This is a genomic window from Azospirillum sp. UENF 211521 (assembly GCF_058780535.1).
Window position 1 is genome coordinate 1,542,501 of record NZ_JBSNCF010000002.1, and the last position, 15,036, is coordinate 1,557,536.

Consider the following 15,036-nt stretch of genomic DNA (forward strand, 5'->3'; position numbering starts at 1 on the left):
GGTGCGCTACAGCGGCTCCCCCCTGCCGCTGGCGGTGGACGAGGAGCCCTACCCGCATCAGGTGGTGCTGGCCGATTTCGCGGAGGGACGGCTGGCTAATGTCGAATCGCTGCGGGTGCCCCGCTTCGTCGCCATCCGGCGAATCCCCGGCGGCGGGCGGTTCACGGCGCCGGAGGACGCGCTGACGGCGCTGGCTACGCTGGAACTGGACGAGGAGCTGCCGCGCGAGGCTTGGCCTTACATAGAGGTCTCGGTGGAACTGCCGGCGCCCCGGCCGGCCCTGCGCGAGGAGGTGGTCGCGGCGCTGGTCGGGCGCCCGGCGCGGCTGGTCAAGCTGGCCCTGCGGCTGACCGGAAGCGGCGCGGCGCTGGCCGAATCGGTGCCTCTGGCCGATCTGGCCGACTTGGCGCCGGAGGACGTCTTCCTACGGCTCTACCGCCGCCATCACGAGGGCGAGCCAGAACCGGCCTTGCTTGCCGCCTTCCACGAACTGGTGGCGACCGTGCAGGAGGGTGCGTGATGCGAATTCTGGCGATTCGCGGCGGCAATCTGGCCAGCCTGGACGGCACCTTCGCGGTGGAACTGGCCGGGGGGCCGCTGCGCCACGCCGGCCTCTTCGCCATCACCGGTCCGACCGGCGCGGGCAAGAGCACGATCCTGGACGCGCTGTGCCTCGCCTTGTTCGACCGCATGCCGCGGCTGCCGGACGGGCGCGGCGTGGCGCTGGGCGCCAGCGGCGACACCGACGCCATCAGCACCACCGACGTGCGCAGCGTCCTGCGCCGCGGCGCCGGGGCCGGCTGGGCCGAGGTGGATTTCGCCGGGATCGACGGCGCCGCCTACCGGGCGCGCTGGGAGCTGCGGCGGGCGCGGCAGAACGCGCGCGGCCAGTTGCAGAAGCAGACGATGAGCCTGACCGCGCTGGCCGACGGCAAGCGGCTGGGCGACGGCAAAACCAGCGTGCTGGACGAGATTTCCAACCGGCTGGGGCTGAGCTTCGAGCAGTTCCGCCGCGCCGTCCTGCTGGCCCAGGGCGATTTCGCCAACTTCCTGAAGGCCCCGGCGACCGAGCGCTCCGCCCTGCTGGAGCTGCTGACCGGCACCGAGATCTACTCCCGCATCTCCGTCGCCGCGCATGAGCGCTCCCGCGAGGAGCATCGGGCGCTGGAGGCGCTGGAGGCGCAAGGCGCGGGAATCGGCGTGCTGAGCGACGAGGAACGCACCGCCCTGGACGCCGAGGCCGGCGCGGCGGCCGAGGCGGTCCGCCGGGAGGAAGCGGCGTTTGAACAGGCCCGCGCCGCGGTCGCCTGGCACGAGCAGGACGCCCGGCTGGCCAAAGCGGAGAACGAGGCCGCCGCCGCGAGCCTGCAAGCCGAGCGGGTCTGGGAGGAGGCCGGGACGCGGCGCGAGGAGGCCGCTCTGCTGCGCCGTCTCCAGCCGATGCGGGCCCGGTTGAGCGAGGCGGACCGCTGCGCCGCGGCCGCTGCGGAGGCGCGGGAAGCGCTGGACCGGGCCCACGCCACGGTGACGGAGGCGCAGGAGCGGCTGGTCCAGGCCGAGGCGCGTCATCGCACGGTGCGCGGCGCCTACGAGGCGGCCCGCGGCGCCATCGAGGCCGCCGAGCCGGAGCTGGAGCGGGCCGCGGCGCTGGATGCCGAGATCGCCGCGCTGGCCGGCCAACAGGCCGGGGCGCTCGCCGACGCGGCGACCGCGGAGGCGGACGGTCACGGGATTCGGGAGGCTTGCACCGCCATCGGGACGGCGCTGGAGAAGGCCCGCGCCGACGCGGCGGAGCGGGAGAGCTGGCTGGCCGGCCAGACGGCGCTGGTTCCGGTGGCCGACCAATGGGCGCGCTGGGACGCGCTGCTGCTGCGCCACCGCGATTCGGCGCGGGCGGCGCAGGACGCCGAGGGGGAGGCGGACCGCGCCGCCGCGGAGGCCGCCGGCCATGAGACGGAACGGACCCGCCTGACCGCCGTCCGCCAGGACGCTGCCGCGCGGCGGGAGGAGGCGGAGCGGGCCCTGGCCGCGCTGAAGGGCGAGGCGGTGGAGTCGCTGGACACCCTGCACGGCCGCCGCACGGCGCTGGCGCAGCGGCGTGACGGACTGGCGGCCTTGGCCCAACTGGCGGAGCGGGCCGCGCGGCTGGCGGCGGACGCCGCGGAGGCCGGGACGGAACGGGAGCGCCAGCGCACCGCCGCCATGGAGGGGGAAACCCGCGCGGCGGACAGCAAGGCCCGGCTGGACCGGCGCCGTGCGGCCTTGGCGGAGGCGGACGGCACCCTCCATCGCCTGCGCCTCGCCCGCAGTGAGGATGTGGCGTCGCTGCGCGCCCAACTGTCGGAGGGCGAGGCCTGCCCGGTCTGCGGCGCCACGGAGCATCCCTGGGGCGCCGGCCACACCCCGCTCGACCGGCTTGCCGAGGAGCAGGAGCGCCACGTCGCCGCGCTGCACGCCGAGGTGACCGGGCTGGCCACCGATCAGGGCGCCCACAGCGCCGCGGCGCGGGCGGCGCGGGAGCGCGCGGCGGTCCTGGATGGACGGTTGGCCGCCCTGGCGGCGGAGCGGACGGCCGCGGCGGAGCGCTGGGCGGAACAGGCGCCGGGCTTCGACCTGCCTGCCGAACCGGACGCGGAAACCGTCACCCGGCGGTTGGCCGATGTGGACGCGGAGCTGGCGGAGGCCGGTCGGGCCGAGGCCAAGGCGCTGGATCACAAGGCGCGGTTCGACGCGGCGGTGCAGGCGTGCCGGGAACGGGACGCGGCGCTGGCCGATGCCGAGCGGGCGATCGAGACGCGGACCCGTCAGGGCGACTCCGCCCGCCACGCCGAATCCCTGGCCGTGGCGCGGCGCGACCAGGCGGCGGGCGCACGGGCGGCGGCGCGGGCGGAACTGGCCCAGCCCTTCGCCGGGCTGGCGGGCTGGGAGAGCGGCCTCGACCGCGATCCCGACGCGTTCCGCGAGACGATCGGCAAGCGGGTCGCCGAGGTGCTGCGCCAGCGCGAGGGGTTGGTCCAGGCGCAACGCGACGTGGAGGCCCTGGAGCGGCAGGCCGGCGCCAAGGCGGCGGCGCTGGAGGGGGCGCGGCAGGCTGAACAGGCGGCACGGCGGCGGTGCGAGGGTCTGGCCGCGACGATGGCGGAGCGGCGCGCGGCGCGGGCGGCCCTGCTGGGCGGACGGGCGGTGGCCGCGGTGAAGAAGGACTTGGCCGACGCCTGCCAACGGGCGGAAGCCCTGGTCGAGCAGGCCACGATCGCCCGGCAGGACGCGGCGGCCCGCCTGTCCGGGGCGGAACAGACCGTCGCCGCGCGTGGCGACTCCGCCCGCCGTTGCGCCGCCGAGGCGGACGCGGCGGCGGACGCCCTGGCCGCGGCGGCGGAGCGTTGCGGTGTCGGCGTGGAGGCGGCGCGCGCCCATCTGGTCCGGGACGAGGCTTGGCTGACCGAGGAGGAGCGGACTCTCGCCGCCCTCGAGTCGGCGCGGCGCGAGGGCGCGCTCCTGGTCGCGGAACGGACGCGGCTGCGTCAGGAGCATCACGCCGCCGGCCGGCCCGCACTCGGTGCGCCGGAGGCCGGCGAGGCCATGCCCGAGGCCGGCCGGCGCCTGCAGGAGGCCCGCGGCCGGCTGGGCGAGGCCCAGGCCCGGCTGCGCGCCGATACGGAGAACCGCGGTCGCCTCGCCGCCGTGCTCGACCGGGTGGAGGCCCAGCGCAAGACGCAGGCGCTGTGGGCGACCATGGCGCAGCTCATCGGCTCGGCCGACGGGCGGAAGCTGCGCAACTTCGCTCAGAGCCTCAGCCTCGACCTGCTTCTGGTGCAGGCAAACCACCATCTGGCGGATCTCGCCCGCCGCTACCGGCTGGAGCGGGTGGGCGGGGCCGACCTGGAGATCCAGGTGGTGGACGGCGAGATGGGCGACGAGCGGCGCGGCGTGCACAGCCTGTCCGGCGGCGAGATGTTCCTGGTGTCGCTGGCCCTGGCGCTCGGCCTGTCGGCCATGGCGGGGGGTGGCGGCGCCGGGATCGGCACGCTGTTCATCGACGAGGGGTTCGGCACGCTGGACCCCGGCAGCCTCGATCTGGCGCTGTCCTGTTTGGAGGCGCTCCAGGCCACCGGGCGGCAGGTCGGCGTCATCAGCCACGTCCCAGCGCTGGTGGAGCGGATCGGCGTCCAGGTGCGCGTCATGCCGCAGGGCGGCGGGCGCAGCGCCGTGACGGTCACCCGCGGGGCGCTGGCGACGCCGGAGGCGACGGCGGAGCGGGAGCAGCTGCTGCCGCTGTAGCGCCGCCGGTTCCGGGCGGCGTCAGGCCAGACGGAAGGCCAGATAGCTGTCGGCGCCGACCTGCCCGGGCATGGTGATGACCGAGCCGACGGCTTTCCCCGTGAAGGTGATGCTGCCGTCGATGCTGCCGTTGCCGTCGAAGTCGATGTGCGCCGTGGCGCCCTTGAACCCCTCGGCGCCCGCCATGGCCTCCCAGGTGAGCGTCGAGACCCCCGGCCTCCATCCCCAGGCGGTGGCCCACTCGTTCGGCTCGAAATCGGTGATGGTGGACCAGGTCACTCCACCGCCGCGCCCGTCCAGGAAGAAGGTGTCGGTGCCGGAACCGCCCGTCAGGAAGTTCGAGCCGGTGCCGCCGTCCAGAACGTCGTCGCCGTCCTTGCCGTCCGCGGCGTCGTCGCCGGCGCCCAGGTTGAAGAAATCGCCGACGTTGCTGCCGACGATGATCTCGATGGACCTGCCGCCCAGAAACAGGTTCTTCAGCGTGGCGACCGGACCGACATAGATTTCCATCTGCACCTCGCGGCTGGAGGTGCCGTCGTTCACCACCGCGCGCCGCTCCGATTCGGGAGCCGGCGGAGCGTTCGAGATGTAGGAGTCGTTGGCCGACAGGGCGTCCTTCAGCCAATAGGCGTGGCCGCCGAGCGCGGTGGCCCCGACGGCGGTCGACACGACGCCGACCGCGAAGACCTTGTCTCCGGAGCTGTAATAGATCGGTCCGCCGGAATTCCCCGGATTGATCTCCAGATCCCCGTTCACATAGTAGACCGTATCGACGGCCGAGCGGCGGATGGTGCCGCTGTCGAAGGTCTCGTAACGCCCGTACTTGGCGGGATAGCCCAGCACGCTGGCCGGACCGCCGCTGTAGCTCCAGTCGATCCCGAAATAGCCGTAGGTGTCGCCGATGGGCTGGGACAGGGTGAGCAGGGCCACGTCGATCTCCGACCCGCTCTGGGTGGTCCGGTAGAAATCGCCGGTGATGAGCTTGCCGTCCGAATCCGGGTCGAAATTGGTGAAGAACTGGGATTTGGCCACGCCGTAGGCGACGTTGTCCGTTTTGCCGGGATTGTAGGACGGGTAGATCTTCAGGCTGCTCGGCTTGCCACCGAGCGCGGCGTTGTAGACCATGTGGGACGCGGTGATGACGTCGTTGCGGCCGACCAGGAAGCCTGAGCCGACAAAGCTCCGGCTTCCCCACGTGGCCTCGATCGAGACCACGGCGCGCGCTGGGTAGAGATCGTCGTCGACCCTGTAGGACATTGGACCCGGTCCTTTCACGGCATCCGATGCGGGAACCACGCCGGATGGTTGCAACCGGTGAACAATGTCACGCCCTGGTCGTGTCTTTCAACAGCGCTCGTCGCCCTTCGGGCCGATCCGCCCGCGGCACACAACCGCAACCTCGGTCCACGCGTCCTTGCCCGCGCGTCCTCAGCCGCGGACGGGGCGCAGGACGAGGTGCTTGTTCGACGGCACGGCCGGCGCCGAGGGGCGCAGAACGAGGCCCTTGGAAGTCGGCTCGATGTTCGCGTCGGGATAGACGGCCATGACGTCCTTCAGCGCTTCCTTCAGGCGGAAGGCCAGGACGCGGTGCTCGCTGACCGAGCCGAAATGCTGCGACAGGGCGTGCCACGGCACCACCGTCTGCTTGTCCAGCCGGTGCAGGCGGTGGACCAGCCACACATAGGCGTCGAGCGCCAGGGCGGAGTTCTTGAGCTTGGCGATGGCGTGCTCGTCCAGCGGGACGGCGTGTTCCATCAGATGCTCGAAGAAGCTCTGGGTCAGGCGGACGAAGCGCACCCATTCGCCGCCGGTGCGGAAGAGGTCGGGCGTGTCCTCCTCGTCGCGCCACAGCTTGATGCCGTCGATCAGGCGCTGGTCGGAGATCTCCGCCGTCGAGGGTCCGGTGGTGGTGCGCAGGGTGAACTCGCTACGGGCGATCCGCAGCACCTGCTCGCGCACCGGCTTGTAGTTGCCGCGCTCGCCCCCCGTCGGAGCCAGCCCGAGGCGGCGCAGCCACGCGCTCATGCTCGGCCCCAGATCGACGTGGGCGCTGCGCGTCTTGCGGGCCTCGGTCTGCAGGTAGATCATGATCAGGCGCGCCTTGGCGCCGTAGGGAACGCCGACGTCCAGGACCGTGCCGTCGCGCAGCGGCAGGATGCCGGGACGGACGACGAGCTGGTACTTGCCGTTGTTGCGCACCCAGGGGGCGGTCTCGTCCTTGGGCTTGCGGTGCGGCAGGGAGGCTTGGCAGAAGCCGGCGTGGAGATAGCCGATCGCGTCCATCTCGTTGGACAGCGCTTCATGGGCCATCATCACACGGCGGCGCTCCTTGGGGTCTTCGGTGCGGGCAAGAACCGCCTCGAATCCCTCCAGGGTAAGCTGCTCGTGGATTTTCGCCATGGGACCCCTCCGGCCTCGTTCGGTCACGTTCCTGTCATTTCAGAAAACACAAAATGTGGTGGCTGTGAAGCGCGTCCATCCCACGAATCGCTGAAGTTGCAACGGAAGCTGCAGATTCCGACTCAACTTCAGCGAAGCGCCCACCCGACCTCGCCACCGCCCTCCCCACCGGCCCGGCCGCGGCCGGCAACCGCCGAGCCGGCGTTTCAAAATCAGCGTCGCCAACGGATTGCCCAGCCCCGGAGGAGCGCTTGTCCACAGCCTCGGCGGCTTGTCCACGCTGAGTTGGAATCGCAACGGGCGAAACGGGCCGGATCGGCTCGCTGATTCCGCAACGGCGAGGACGCCGAAGTCGCAACGGGGACTCGCTCATCCACGCTGAAGACGAGTCACGAAAGGCGGTTATCCACGCTGAACTCGCAACCATGTCCTATATGAGTCCCTATAGGATTCTCCGGTTAGACCGGTTGCGCGAGTGCTGGCGCGACCCCCTTCGCTGAAAACGCAACGTCGGCAGGGGCGAAGAATCGCCAACCGGGCATTCGAGGGTGATCCGGACCCTGATCCTCCACCGGAGCGAGCATCGACGCGGATCGAGGTTTTCCGACCGGGACCGTCAACTGTCAACCGGCTCCAACGCTGAATTTGAAACAAAGACGACTCGCGTCCGACGCTGAATTGGTAACATTCGACTCGGAAACCCAAGGCTTTCCAGGGCTTAGCCGAACTCGACGAGTCTCGCGCAGATCTTGCAACGCATACACAAACCAGCGAATCGAAGACCAACGCTGAATTTGAAACATCAGAATCCAGGCGATTCAAGGCCCGAATCGAAACCACCCCCGCCAGCCAACGCTGAATTGGTAACGCTTTGGAAAATGGGCTTGACGGGGTCCCATTCGATTCGCCACCGGAACGGTTTTCCGGCGTGCGGAATGGCCGATAATGGCGGCGCTTTTCTATGACCATAGTCCCATACGACGTCGCATGACCCAGGATCCCGCCGCCGTTTGACGCAATTCGGCGCGCTCCGGCTTGACCAGTTGCGTCAAATTTTGCAAGAAAGGACCACACACAGGGAAAGCCGGAGGCCCGATGAACGGGGAAGAACTGCGCGCCATCCGCGAACGGCGCGCCGAGGACCAGTTGAGCTTCGCGACTTGGCTCAACGGCGCACTGAACCGCCGCTACGACCGTTCCCGGATCAGCCGGTGGGAAAGCGGGGCGGAGCGCATCCCCCAGCAGGTCGCCGGCTTCCTGGCGGGCCAGGGCGGGATGGCCGCCGTGCCGCAGAACATCGGAATGCCCAAGATTCAGCGCGCCGTGGTGGCGGTGGCCAACCAGAAGGGCGGCGTCGGCAAGACGACGACGGCGGTCAACCTGTCCTATGCGCTGTCCACGCTGGGCCTGAAGGTGATGCTTCTCGACAGCGATCCCCAGGGCAACGCCACCGTCCATATGGGGCTCGACCCCGGCGAGATCGAAACCCAGCGCAAGGGCATCTATAATGTGGTGCGCGGCGGGGCGTCCTTCGACAGCATCCTCCAGCCGGTGTGCGGCGGGGCCGTCATGCTCGCCCCGTCCAGCATCGGGCTGGCCGCGGCGGAGACGGAGCTGGTGGCCGAGCCGGACAACTCCCTGGTGCTCAAGGAGAAGCTGGCGGAGGTGCGGAACCGTTACGACGTCATCGTGATCGACTGCCCGCCCAACCTCGGCCTTCTCACCATCAACGCGCTGGCGGCCAGCGACCTCGTGCTGATTCCCGTGCAGACCGAGGTGTTCGCCGGGCTCGGCGTGCCGCTGCTGCTGGAAACCATCGCCAAGATCCGCCGCCGTTCGAACCCGTCGCTGAACATCTTCGGCATCCTGCCGACCATGTTCTCGTCCCGCTTGACGCAGGATCAAGCCAGCCTGCGCGAGATTCAGGAGCATTACGAGGGGCGCACCCGCGTTCTGAACGCGGTGCCGCGCGCCACCCTGTTCGCCCAGGCGTCGGGCGCCGGCCGTCCGGCCATCGAGGCCGATCCGAATTCCAACAGCGTCCAGGCCTACGGCGAACTGGCGCGTGAACTGGCCGCCCACCTCCAGACTGCGGAAGACGCCCATGTCTCGTAAACTCGAACGGACCAGCACCCGCATTTTCGACAAGGCGGCGCAGCGCGGCGGGGACGCGCTGTTCGGGCTGTCCGCCGACTTCCCGCGGCTGATCGAGGTCGATCTCGACCGGGTGCACCCCAATCCCGACCAGCCGCGTCGCCATTTCGACGACCAGTCGCTGCAGGAGCTGGCCAACTCCATCGCCCGCCACGGGCTGAAGCAACCGGTCCTCGTCCAGGATCTCGGCGATGGGGACTACCGGCTGATCGCCGGTGAGCGGCGCCTGCGCGCCTGCGGGCTGGCCGGGCGCCAGACCATCTTCGCCATCGTCACCGACGGCGATCCCGACGAACTGGCGCTGATCGAGAACATCCAGCGCGTTGACCTCGACGCCATGGAGCTGGCCCGCGCCTTCGCCCGGCTGATCGAGCGGCACGACTACACGCACGAGGCGCTGGGGCAGGTGATCGGGCGCAGCCAGGCGGAGGTGACGCGCACCCTGTCGCTGCTGCGTCTGCCGGCCGACATCGTCGCTGAATTTGAAACGCGTCACCGCTCCGTCCCGAAAAGCATCCTGACGGAGATCGCCGCGGTGGACGATCCGGTGCTGCAAAGGAAGCTGTGGGACACCATCAAGGACGGCGGCACCGTCAAGGCGCTGCGCGAGGCCAAGCGCGCCCAGATGGGCGGGGGCGAGCCGGAGTCCGCGGCAACGGCGCGGGTTCAGCCGGCCCCGGCGGTGCGCTTCGTCTCCGCCGTCCAGCGCATCGCCAAGGACTTTTCCGCCGTCGATGCCGGCGAGCTGCGGGCCCACCGCAAGCAGCTCAGCGAGGCGCAATGGCAGGAGCTGCGCCGCCTCCACGCCCTTCTCGATGAGCTGCTGGCCTGACCGTCAGCAACGCTGAATTTGTAACGGATACCCGCTGACGTCAGCGGCGGGTGTCAACTTCAGCGTCGATGACCCGCCTGACCTCGCGGAACCAGCGCAGCTTTTCCGCGAAGGGCAGGCGGGCGAGCCCGCTGGGCGAGGGCAGCACGACGTCCACCGGACCGTCGAACAGGCGGTCCGGCTGCACGCCCCACTCCGCCCGCGCGCGGTCGGCGGCGGCGAGATAGACTCCTTTTCCCGTGTAGGCGATCACCCGCGGCCGGAATTCCGCGACCAGCGCGCGCAGCCGCGGCACGCCGCCGCGCAACTCCGCGCGGCTGAGATCGGCGGCGCTCGCCGTCGCCCGCGCCACGAGGTTGGTGGAGCCCAGCCCGAACTCCGGCAACAGCCGGTCCTCCTCCGGGCGCAACAGGCGCGGCGTCAGGCCGGCCGCGGCCAGCAGTCTCCAGAACTGGTTGCCCGGTCCCGCGTAATTGTGGCCGAGCCGGCCGGAGCGCGTTCCCGGATTGAATCCGACGAACAGGGCGTCCAGGCCGGGGGCGATGATGTCGGGGATCGGGCCTTCGGAATCGGTCATGTTGTGTCAACACTTGAAAGCGGCGTCCGGCAACGCTGAATTTGAAACGCTTCTACTCCGCCGTCCGCCATTCGGCGAGAATCACCGGGGCGGCGAAGCCGGCGAGGATGGCCGCCAGCGTCACGAACAGCATGGCGCCCCAGGCGCTGTAGCCCAGAACTCCCAAGACGCCGCCCAGGAAGAAGGACCCGACGGTCGGCAGATGCGTCTTCAGCTTGTCGAGCGTCACCCGGATGCGATCCCGGCCGTTGCGGTGGTAGAGATCGTCGATCAGGTTGCCGAGTTCGATCCCGATGTCGGTGATCATGCCGGTGACGTGGGTGGTGCGGACGCGGGCGTTGGAAATGCGCGTGACGATGGCGTTCTGCAACCCCATCAGGAAGCTCAACCCCATGACCAGCGCGGCGCCGCGCAACTCGTGCAGCCAGACGTCGGCGGCGCCGAGCCCGGCGAGCAGCAGGGCTTCGAGGCAGACGCTGTAGGCGTAGATCGCCGACAGGCCGCGGCGCTGCCCGGCGTTGATGAGCATCGCCGACACCATTGCCCCGGCGATGAAGGTCGCCACGATGGCCAGCGCCACGCCGAAGGCGCCCATCTCACCCAGCGCCAGATGATCGGCCATGGTCGAGACGGTGCCGGTCATGTGCGAGGAGTAGAGGCCGGCGGCGTAGAATCCCGCGGCGTTGACGGCGCCGGCGATGCCCGCCAGCGACCAGGCCAGACTGCGGTCCGCCGACACGCCACGATGTTCACCCTGCCGGACCAGCATGCCCCACTCCCTGAACCAAACGGGGCGCCATCATAGTGGCGACCGTAGGCTCCAAGCACCCGCTGGTTTGGAGGATCATCAATGCGTTGCCGCACCGACCGGCATGGTCTTGACGACGTCGAGGAACGCCCGCAGGGCCGGCGGTACGGCGCGGTGTCCGGGGTAATACACCGCCGCCCGCTCCGGCTTGTGCATCCAGGCGGGCAGAACGGTCCGCAACCGCCCCTCCGCCAGCGCGGTTTCGGCCGCCCAGTTCGCCACATAGGCGATCCCCAGCCCCTGGGCGGCGGCCTCCGCCATCAACTCCTCATCGTCGAGGACCACCGGTCCGTTGACGTCGACCGTCAACTCCTGCCCGGCCCGCTCGAACTCCCAGCGGTACAGCCGGCCGCCGGGCAGACGGTGCCCGATGCAGCGATGGCGCTGCAGATCATCGGGCGTCGTCGGCTCCCCGGCGCGGTCGAGATAGGCGGGGGAGGCGACGCAGACAAAGCCGATCGGGTCCGGGAAGGGCACCGCGATCATGTCCTTCGGGATGGATTCGATCAGGCGGACGCCAGCGTCGAAGCCGCCGGACACGATGTCGACCAGCCGCCCCTCGACGACGATGTCCACCGTCACGTCGGGAAACCGCTCGACCATGCGGGGAAGGACGCCGCGGACGAGAACCGCAGCGGCGACGCGCGGCGCGTTGATCCGGACCCGTCCGGCGACGTTGCCGCGAAAGGCGGTGACCGCGTCGAGCGCTTCATCCAGCGAGGTCAGCGCGATCGTCAGACGGCCGAGCAATTCGAGCCCCGCTTCGGTCGGCGACACGCTGCGGGTCGTGCGGTTGAGGAGGCGCACGCCCAGCCGATCCTCAAGGCCGCGCATCGCGTGGCTCAGCGTGGACGGCGCCGTTCCCAGCTCATCCGCCGCGCGGCGAAAGCTGCGGTGGGTGGCGACGGCCACGAAGGCATTGAGGTCGTTCAGGGAGGGGCGCGTCATTAATGGTGATTTTGCATCAGCTTGTGCCGATTTCAACGTCTAATCGCGCAGTTCCCAAGCGGCTATCTCCTGCTCCAGGTCCAATCCGAACGGGAGACTTCGATGTCCAAGCGCGACGCCCTCTTTCCTGCCGGCCGGCAGGCGCTCTACGAGATCCACCGCTACTCCGCCGCCATCCGGTCGGGCGATCTGCTCTTCGTGTCGGGACAGGTCGGCGGCCGCGAGGACGGTTCGCCCGAGCCCGACTTCGCCAAGCAGGTTCAACGGGCCTTCGACAATCTGCGCGAGGTCCTGAAGGCGGCCGGAGCCACCTTCGACGACATCGTGGACGTGACGACCTTCCACACCGATCCGGAGGCGCAGTTCGAGACCGTCCTGTCGGTCAAGGACCGGATGTTTCCGCGGGAGCCCTATCCCAACTGGACCGCGGTCGGCGTGACGTGGCTGGCCGGCTTTGATTTTGAAATCAAGGTGATCGCACGGGTTCCACAGACCGCCTGAACCGCATCGATTCTGATGGAACTGGCCTGATGGAGCGGGCGGGGTCGCATCGTCGCTGACGCGTCGGCGCCGTCCCGTTCCCTGGCCTGCGAGCCGGGGCCATGCGGACGGCTTGCCGCGACTCGCGCTCTTTGGCACTATTGAGGGGACGCACCGTCACCGGTCCGACCGAACCTTGATCACCCGGTCTGAGAAGTGAATTGGCGTTTCAGTATAATCGATTGACTAAGGGCTTGAAGTGAAACGCCTCACAGCCCGATCTGGGCCGCGGTGATGACGCTTTGCGCGATGTCGGCGATGCGGCGGCCCTGCTTCATGGCGGCCTTGCGCAAGGCGGTGTAGGCCGCCTCCTCCGTCAGGGATTTCTGCTGCATCAGGATGCCCTTCGCCCGCTCGATCAGCTTGCGGTCGGCGAGCTGCGAACGCGCCTCGTCGCGTTCGCGTTTCAGCGTTTCAAAAGCAGCGAATCTGGCCAGCGCGGTTTCCAGGATCGGCCGCACGCGGGCGGGATGCAGCCCGTCGAGGACGAAGGCGGCCACCCCGGCCTCGGCCGCCTGGGCCGCCGCCCCCGGCGGGGCCTTGTCGGCGAACAGGACGACGGCGCAGGCTCCCGACCGGGCCAGCCGGAAGACGCCGTCCAACACCGCTGGGGCCGATGTTTCCAAAACAGCGACCACCGCGTCCGGCGCCAGCGCGGCGACGCGGGCCGGCAGATCGGTGATGCCATGCACCAGGGTGATCCGGTCGCGGCCCCCCGCCCCGGCCAAGCCGTCCTCCACCGGCCGTGTGGCGTCGGCGTCGGGGCCGGCCACCAGAATGGTCAGGGGTTTGTTCGCCATGGCCGCTCCGCCCTCCCCTTCACGCCGCCTTCACCGTCCCGTGGTGCCCGCCTTCCAGGAAGTTCAGCAACTCCTCCCGGTAGGCGTAATAACGGGGGTGCTCCAGCAGGGCCTGCCGGGTCCGGGGGTGGGGGATGTCCACCTCCAGGATGTGGCCGATACGGGCGTTCGGCCCGTTGGACATCATCACCACACGGTCGGCCAGCAGGATCGCCTCGTCGACGTCGTGGGTGACGCAGATGGCGGTGACCTGGGTGCGCGCCCACACCTCCATCAGCACCTCCTGCAGCTCCCAGCGGGTCAGGCTGTCCAGCATGCCGAAGGGCTCGTCCAGCAGCAGCAGCTTCGGCGACAGGGCGAAGGCCCGCGCGATGCCGACGCGCTGCTTCATGCCGTTGGACAGCTCCGCCGCCCTCTTGTGCATGGCGTCGCCCAGCCCGACCCGCGACAGGTAGTAGCGGGCGATGTCGTTGCGCTCCGCCCGGCCGGCCTGCGGGTAGACGCGGTCGACCCCCAGCATCACGTTCTCCAGCGCGGTCAGCCAGGGGAACAGGCTGGGCGCCTGGAAGACCACCGCCCGGTCGGGGCCGGCGCCGTCGACCTCCCGACCATCCAGAACGATGCCGCCGCTGGAGACGTCGGCCAGCCCGGCGACCATCGACAGCACCGTCGACTTGCCGCAGCCCGAATGGCCGATCAGCGAGATGAACTCCCCCTTGCGCATCTTCAGGTCGAAGCCGTCCACCACGGTCAGCGGCCCCTTCGGCGTGGCGAAGGTCTTGGTGACCCGGCTGAACTCCACATAGCGGTCGTCGGACAGGCCGCCGGCTTGCCCGGCCAGATAGGATTTCGGCGGAGGGGCAGCGGTGATCGGCGTCGCCGCCGGCAGGGTCAGGCTCTCGTCCACCGCGGCGGCGGCGCGGCTGGCCCCGGCCTCCATCAGCCACGCCGTGACCTCGGCGCGCAGGCGCTTGAAGTCCGGGTCGTGGTTCACGGCGGTGCGGTCGCGCGGGCGCGGCAGGTCCACCGGGAAGGCCGGGCCGAGCGTCGCCCCCGGACCCGGCGTCAGCGGGATGATGCGGTCGGCCAGCAGGATCGCCTCGTCCACGTCGTTGGTGATGAGGACGACGGTCTTGCGGTCCTTGCGCCATATCGCCTCGATCTCGTCCTGGAGCTTGGCGCGGGTCAGCGCGTCCAGCGCCGACAGCGGCTCGTCGAGCAGCAGCATCTCCGGGCTCATGGCGAGCGCACGGGCGAAGCCGACGCGCTGGCGCATGCCGCCCGACAGCTCCTTGGGGCGGCGGTCGGTGGCATGGCCCAGGCCGACCGTCTCCACCGCCCGGCGGGTCAGCACGCCGCGCTCCGGCGAAGCCTTGCCCTTGTGCACGGCGTCCACGGCCAGCGCCACGTTGTCCTTCACGCTCAGCCAGGGCATCAGCGAGTAGTTCTGGAACACGACGCCGCGCTCCGCCCCCGGCCCGCGCACCGGCGCGCCGCGGAACAGCACCTCCCCCGCGTCGGGGGCGGCCAGCCCGCCCATCAGGTTGACCAGCGTGGTCTTGCCGGCGCCGGAGAAGCCGACGATGGCGACGAACTCCCCCTCCGCGATGGACAGGTCGATTCCGCGCAGCACCTCGGTCCCGCCGTAGAACTTCGCGACGTTCTTCAGCTCAAGGATGGCCATGCTCGGGGACTC

At 70.2% G+C, this 15,036-nt stretch carries 12 protein-coding genes (1 of these 12 cut by a window edge); 5 read left to right on the forward strand and 7 right to left on the reverse strand.

Annotated features, from left to right (window positions below; genetic code table 11):
- Together ACWPN5_RS23740 and ACWPN5_RS23745 are read left to right on the forward strand one after the other, a co-directional pair.
- On the forward strand, window positions 1-520 hold the 3' portion of the coding sequence (locus ACWPN5_RS23740; protein ID WP_492297725.1) for an exonuclease SbcCD subunit D C-terminal domain-containing protein. Its footprint begins 428 nt before the window's first position; the window shows 520 of its 948 coding nt (coding positions 429-948); the start codon falls outside the window, past its left edge; the stop codon is at window positions 518-520.
- On the forward strand, window positions 520-4,281 hold the full coding sequence (locus ACWPN5_RS23745; protein ID WP_492297727.1) for an AAA family ATPase: 3,762 nt from the start codon (window positions 520-522) through the stop codon (window positions 4,279-4,281). The genes ACWPN5_RS23740 and ACWPN5_RS23745 overlap by 1 nt, the downstream gene beginning before the upstream one ends.
- Window positions 4,282-4,302: 21 nt before the next feature.
- Here ACWPN5_RS23745 and ACWPN5_RS23750 read toward each other — a convergent pair whose 3' ends face one another.
- Together ACWPN5_RS23750 and ACWPN5_RS23755 are read right to left on the reverse strand one after the other, a co-directional pair.
- Window positions 4,303-5,538 (reverse strand): trypsin-like serine peptidase, encoded by a 1,236-nt coding sequence (locus ACWPN5_RS23750; protein ID WP_200478731.1) that lies wholly within the window; start codon window positions 5,536-5,538, stop codon window positions 4,303-4,305.
- Between the two features lie 171 nt (window positions 5,539-5,709).
- Window positions 5,710-6,681, reverse strand: coding sequence for a replication protein RepA (locus ACWPN5_RS23755; protein WP_014197970.1), 972 nt, complete (start codon window positions 6,679-6,681; stop codon window positions 5,710-5,712).
- Window positions 6,682-7,776: 1,095 nt separating this feature from the next.
- Here ACWPN5_RS23755 and ACWPN5_RS23760 point away from each other — a divergent pair.
- Entirely contained in the window at window positions 7,777-8,796 is a 1,020-nt protein-coding gene (locus tag ACWPN5_RS23760; protein WP_492297729.1) for a ParA family protein, read from the forward strand.
- The gene (locus ACWPN5_RS23765; RefSeq protein ID WP_145689143.1) at window positions 8,786-9,667 is read left to right on the forward strand and encodes a ParB/RepB/Spo0J family partition protein; all 882 of its coding nucleotides are present in this window, start codon (window positions 8,786-8,788) and stop codon (window positions 9,665-9,667) included. Before ACWPN5_RS23760 ends, ACWPN5_RS23765 begins: the two co-directional genes overlap by 11 nt.
- A 40-nt stretch (window positions 9,668-9,707) precedes the next feature.
- Here ACWPN5_RS23765 and ACWPN5_RS23770 read toward each other — a convergent pair whose 3' ends face one another.
- The 3 genes from ACWPN5_RS23770 to ACWPN5_RS23780 form a co-directional block, all read right to left on the reverse strand.
- Window positions 9,708-10,244 (reverse strand): mismatch-specific DNA-glycosylase, encoded by a 537-nt coding sequence (locus ACWPN5_RS23770; RefSeq protein WP_145689144.1) that lies wholly within the window; start codon window positions 10,242-10,244, stop codon window positions 9,708-9,710.
- Between the two features lie 52 nt (window positions 10,245-10,296).
- On the reverse strand, window positions 10,297-11,013 hold the full coding sequence (locus tag ACWPN5_RS23775; protein WP_492297732.1) for a YoaK family protein: 717 nt from the start codon (window positions 11,011-11,013) through the stop codon (window positions 10,297-10,299).
- A gap of 78 nt (window positions 11,014-11,091) precedes the next feature.
- Window positions 11,092-12,000, reverse strand: a complete 909-nt coding sequence (locus ACWPN5_RS23780; RefSeq protein ID WP_492297734.1) for a LysR family transcriptional regulator — start codon at window positions 11,998-12,000, stop codon at window positions 11,092-11,094.
- A gap of 102 nt (window positions 12,001-12,102) precedes the next feature.
- Between ACWPN5_RS23780 and ACWPN5_RS23785 the strand changes: the two genes are divergently transcribed.
- Window positions 12,103-12,501 carry a RidA family protein gene (locus ACWPN5_RS23785; protein WP_145689147.1) on the forward strand — a complete coding sequence of 133 codons (399 nt, stop codon included), beginning with the start codon at window positions 12,103-12,105 and terminating at the stop codon, window positions 12,499-12,501.
- 248 nt (window positions 12,502-12,749) lie between these two features.
- On the opposite strand, the gene ACWPN5_RS23790 is transcribed toward ACWPN5_RS23785, so the two are convergent.
- Together ACWPN5_RS23790 and ACWPN5_RS23795 are read right to left on the reverse strand one after the other, a co-directional pair.
- On the reverse strand, window positions 12,750-13,340 hold the full coding sequence (locus ACWPN5_RS23790; RefSeq protein WP_145689148.1) for an ANTAR domain-containing response regulator: 591 nt from the start codon (window positions 13,338-13,340) through the stop codon (window positions 12,750-12,752).
- Between the two features lie 19 nt (window positions 13,341-13,359).
- Window positions 13,360-15,024 (reverse strand): ABC transporter ATP-binding protein, encoded by a 1,665-nt coding sequence (locus ACWPN5_RS23795; RefSeq protein ID WP_492297737.1) that lies wholly within the window; start codon window positions 15,022-15,024, stop codon window positions 13,360-13,362.
- Window positions 15,025-15,036 lie beyond the last annotated feature (12 nt).

Coding starts and splice junctions, on each gene's coding strand:
- ACWPN5_RS23770 (WP_145689144.1), bottom strand. CDS start 10,244: ATGACCGATTCCGAAGGCCCGATCCCCGACATCATCGCCCCCGGCCTG.
- ACWPN5_RS23745 (WP_492297727.1), top strand. CDS start 520: ATGCGAATTCTGGCGATTCGCGGCGGCAATCTGGCCAGCCTGGACGGC.
- ACWPN5_RS23750 (WP_200478731.1), bottom strand. CDS start 5,538: ATGTCCTACAGGGTCGACGACGATCTCTACCCAGCGCGCGCCGTGGTC.
- ACWPN5_RS23760 (WP_492297729.1), top strand. CDS start 7,777: ATGAACGGGGAAGAACTGCGCGCCATCCGCGAACGGCGCGCCGAGGAC.
- ACWPN5_RS23765 (WP_145689143.1), top strand. CDS start 8,786: ATGTCTCGTAAACTCGAACGGACCAGCACCCGCATTTTCGACAAGGCG.
- ACWPN5_RS23795 (WP_492297737.1), bottom strand. CDS start 15,024: ATGGCCATCCTTGAGCTGAAGAACGTCGCGAAGTTCTACGGCGGGACC.
- ACWPN5_RS23780 (WP_492297734.1), bottom strand. CDS start 12,000: ATGACGCGCCCCTCCCTGAACGACCTCAATGCCTTCGTGGCCGTCGCC.
- ACWPN5_RS23755 (WP_014197970.1), bottom strand. CDS start 6,681: ATGGCGAAAATCCACGAGCAGCTTACCCTGGAGGGATTCGAGGCGGTT.
- ACWPN5_RS23775 (WP_492297732.1), bottom strand. CDS start 11,013: ATGCTGGTCCGGCAGGGTGAACATCGTGGCGTGTCGGCGGACCGCAGT.
- ACWPN5_RS23790 (WP_145689148.1), bottom strand. CDS start 13,340: ATGGCGAACAAACCCCTGACCATTCTGGTGGCCGGCCCCGACGCCGAC.
- ACWPN5_RS23785 (WP_145689147.1), top strand. CDS start 12,103: ATGTCCAAGCGCGACGCCCTCTTTCCTGCCGGCCGGCAGGCGCTCTAC.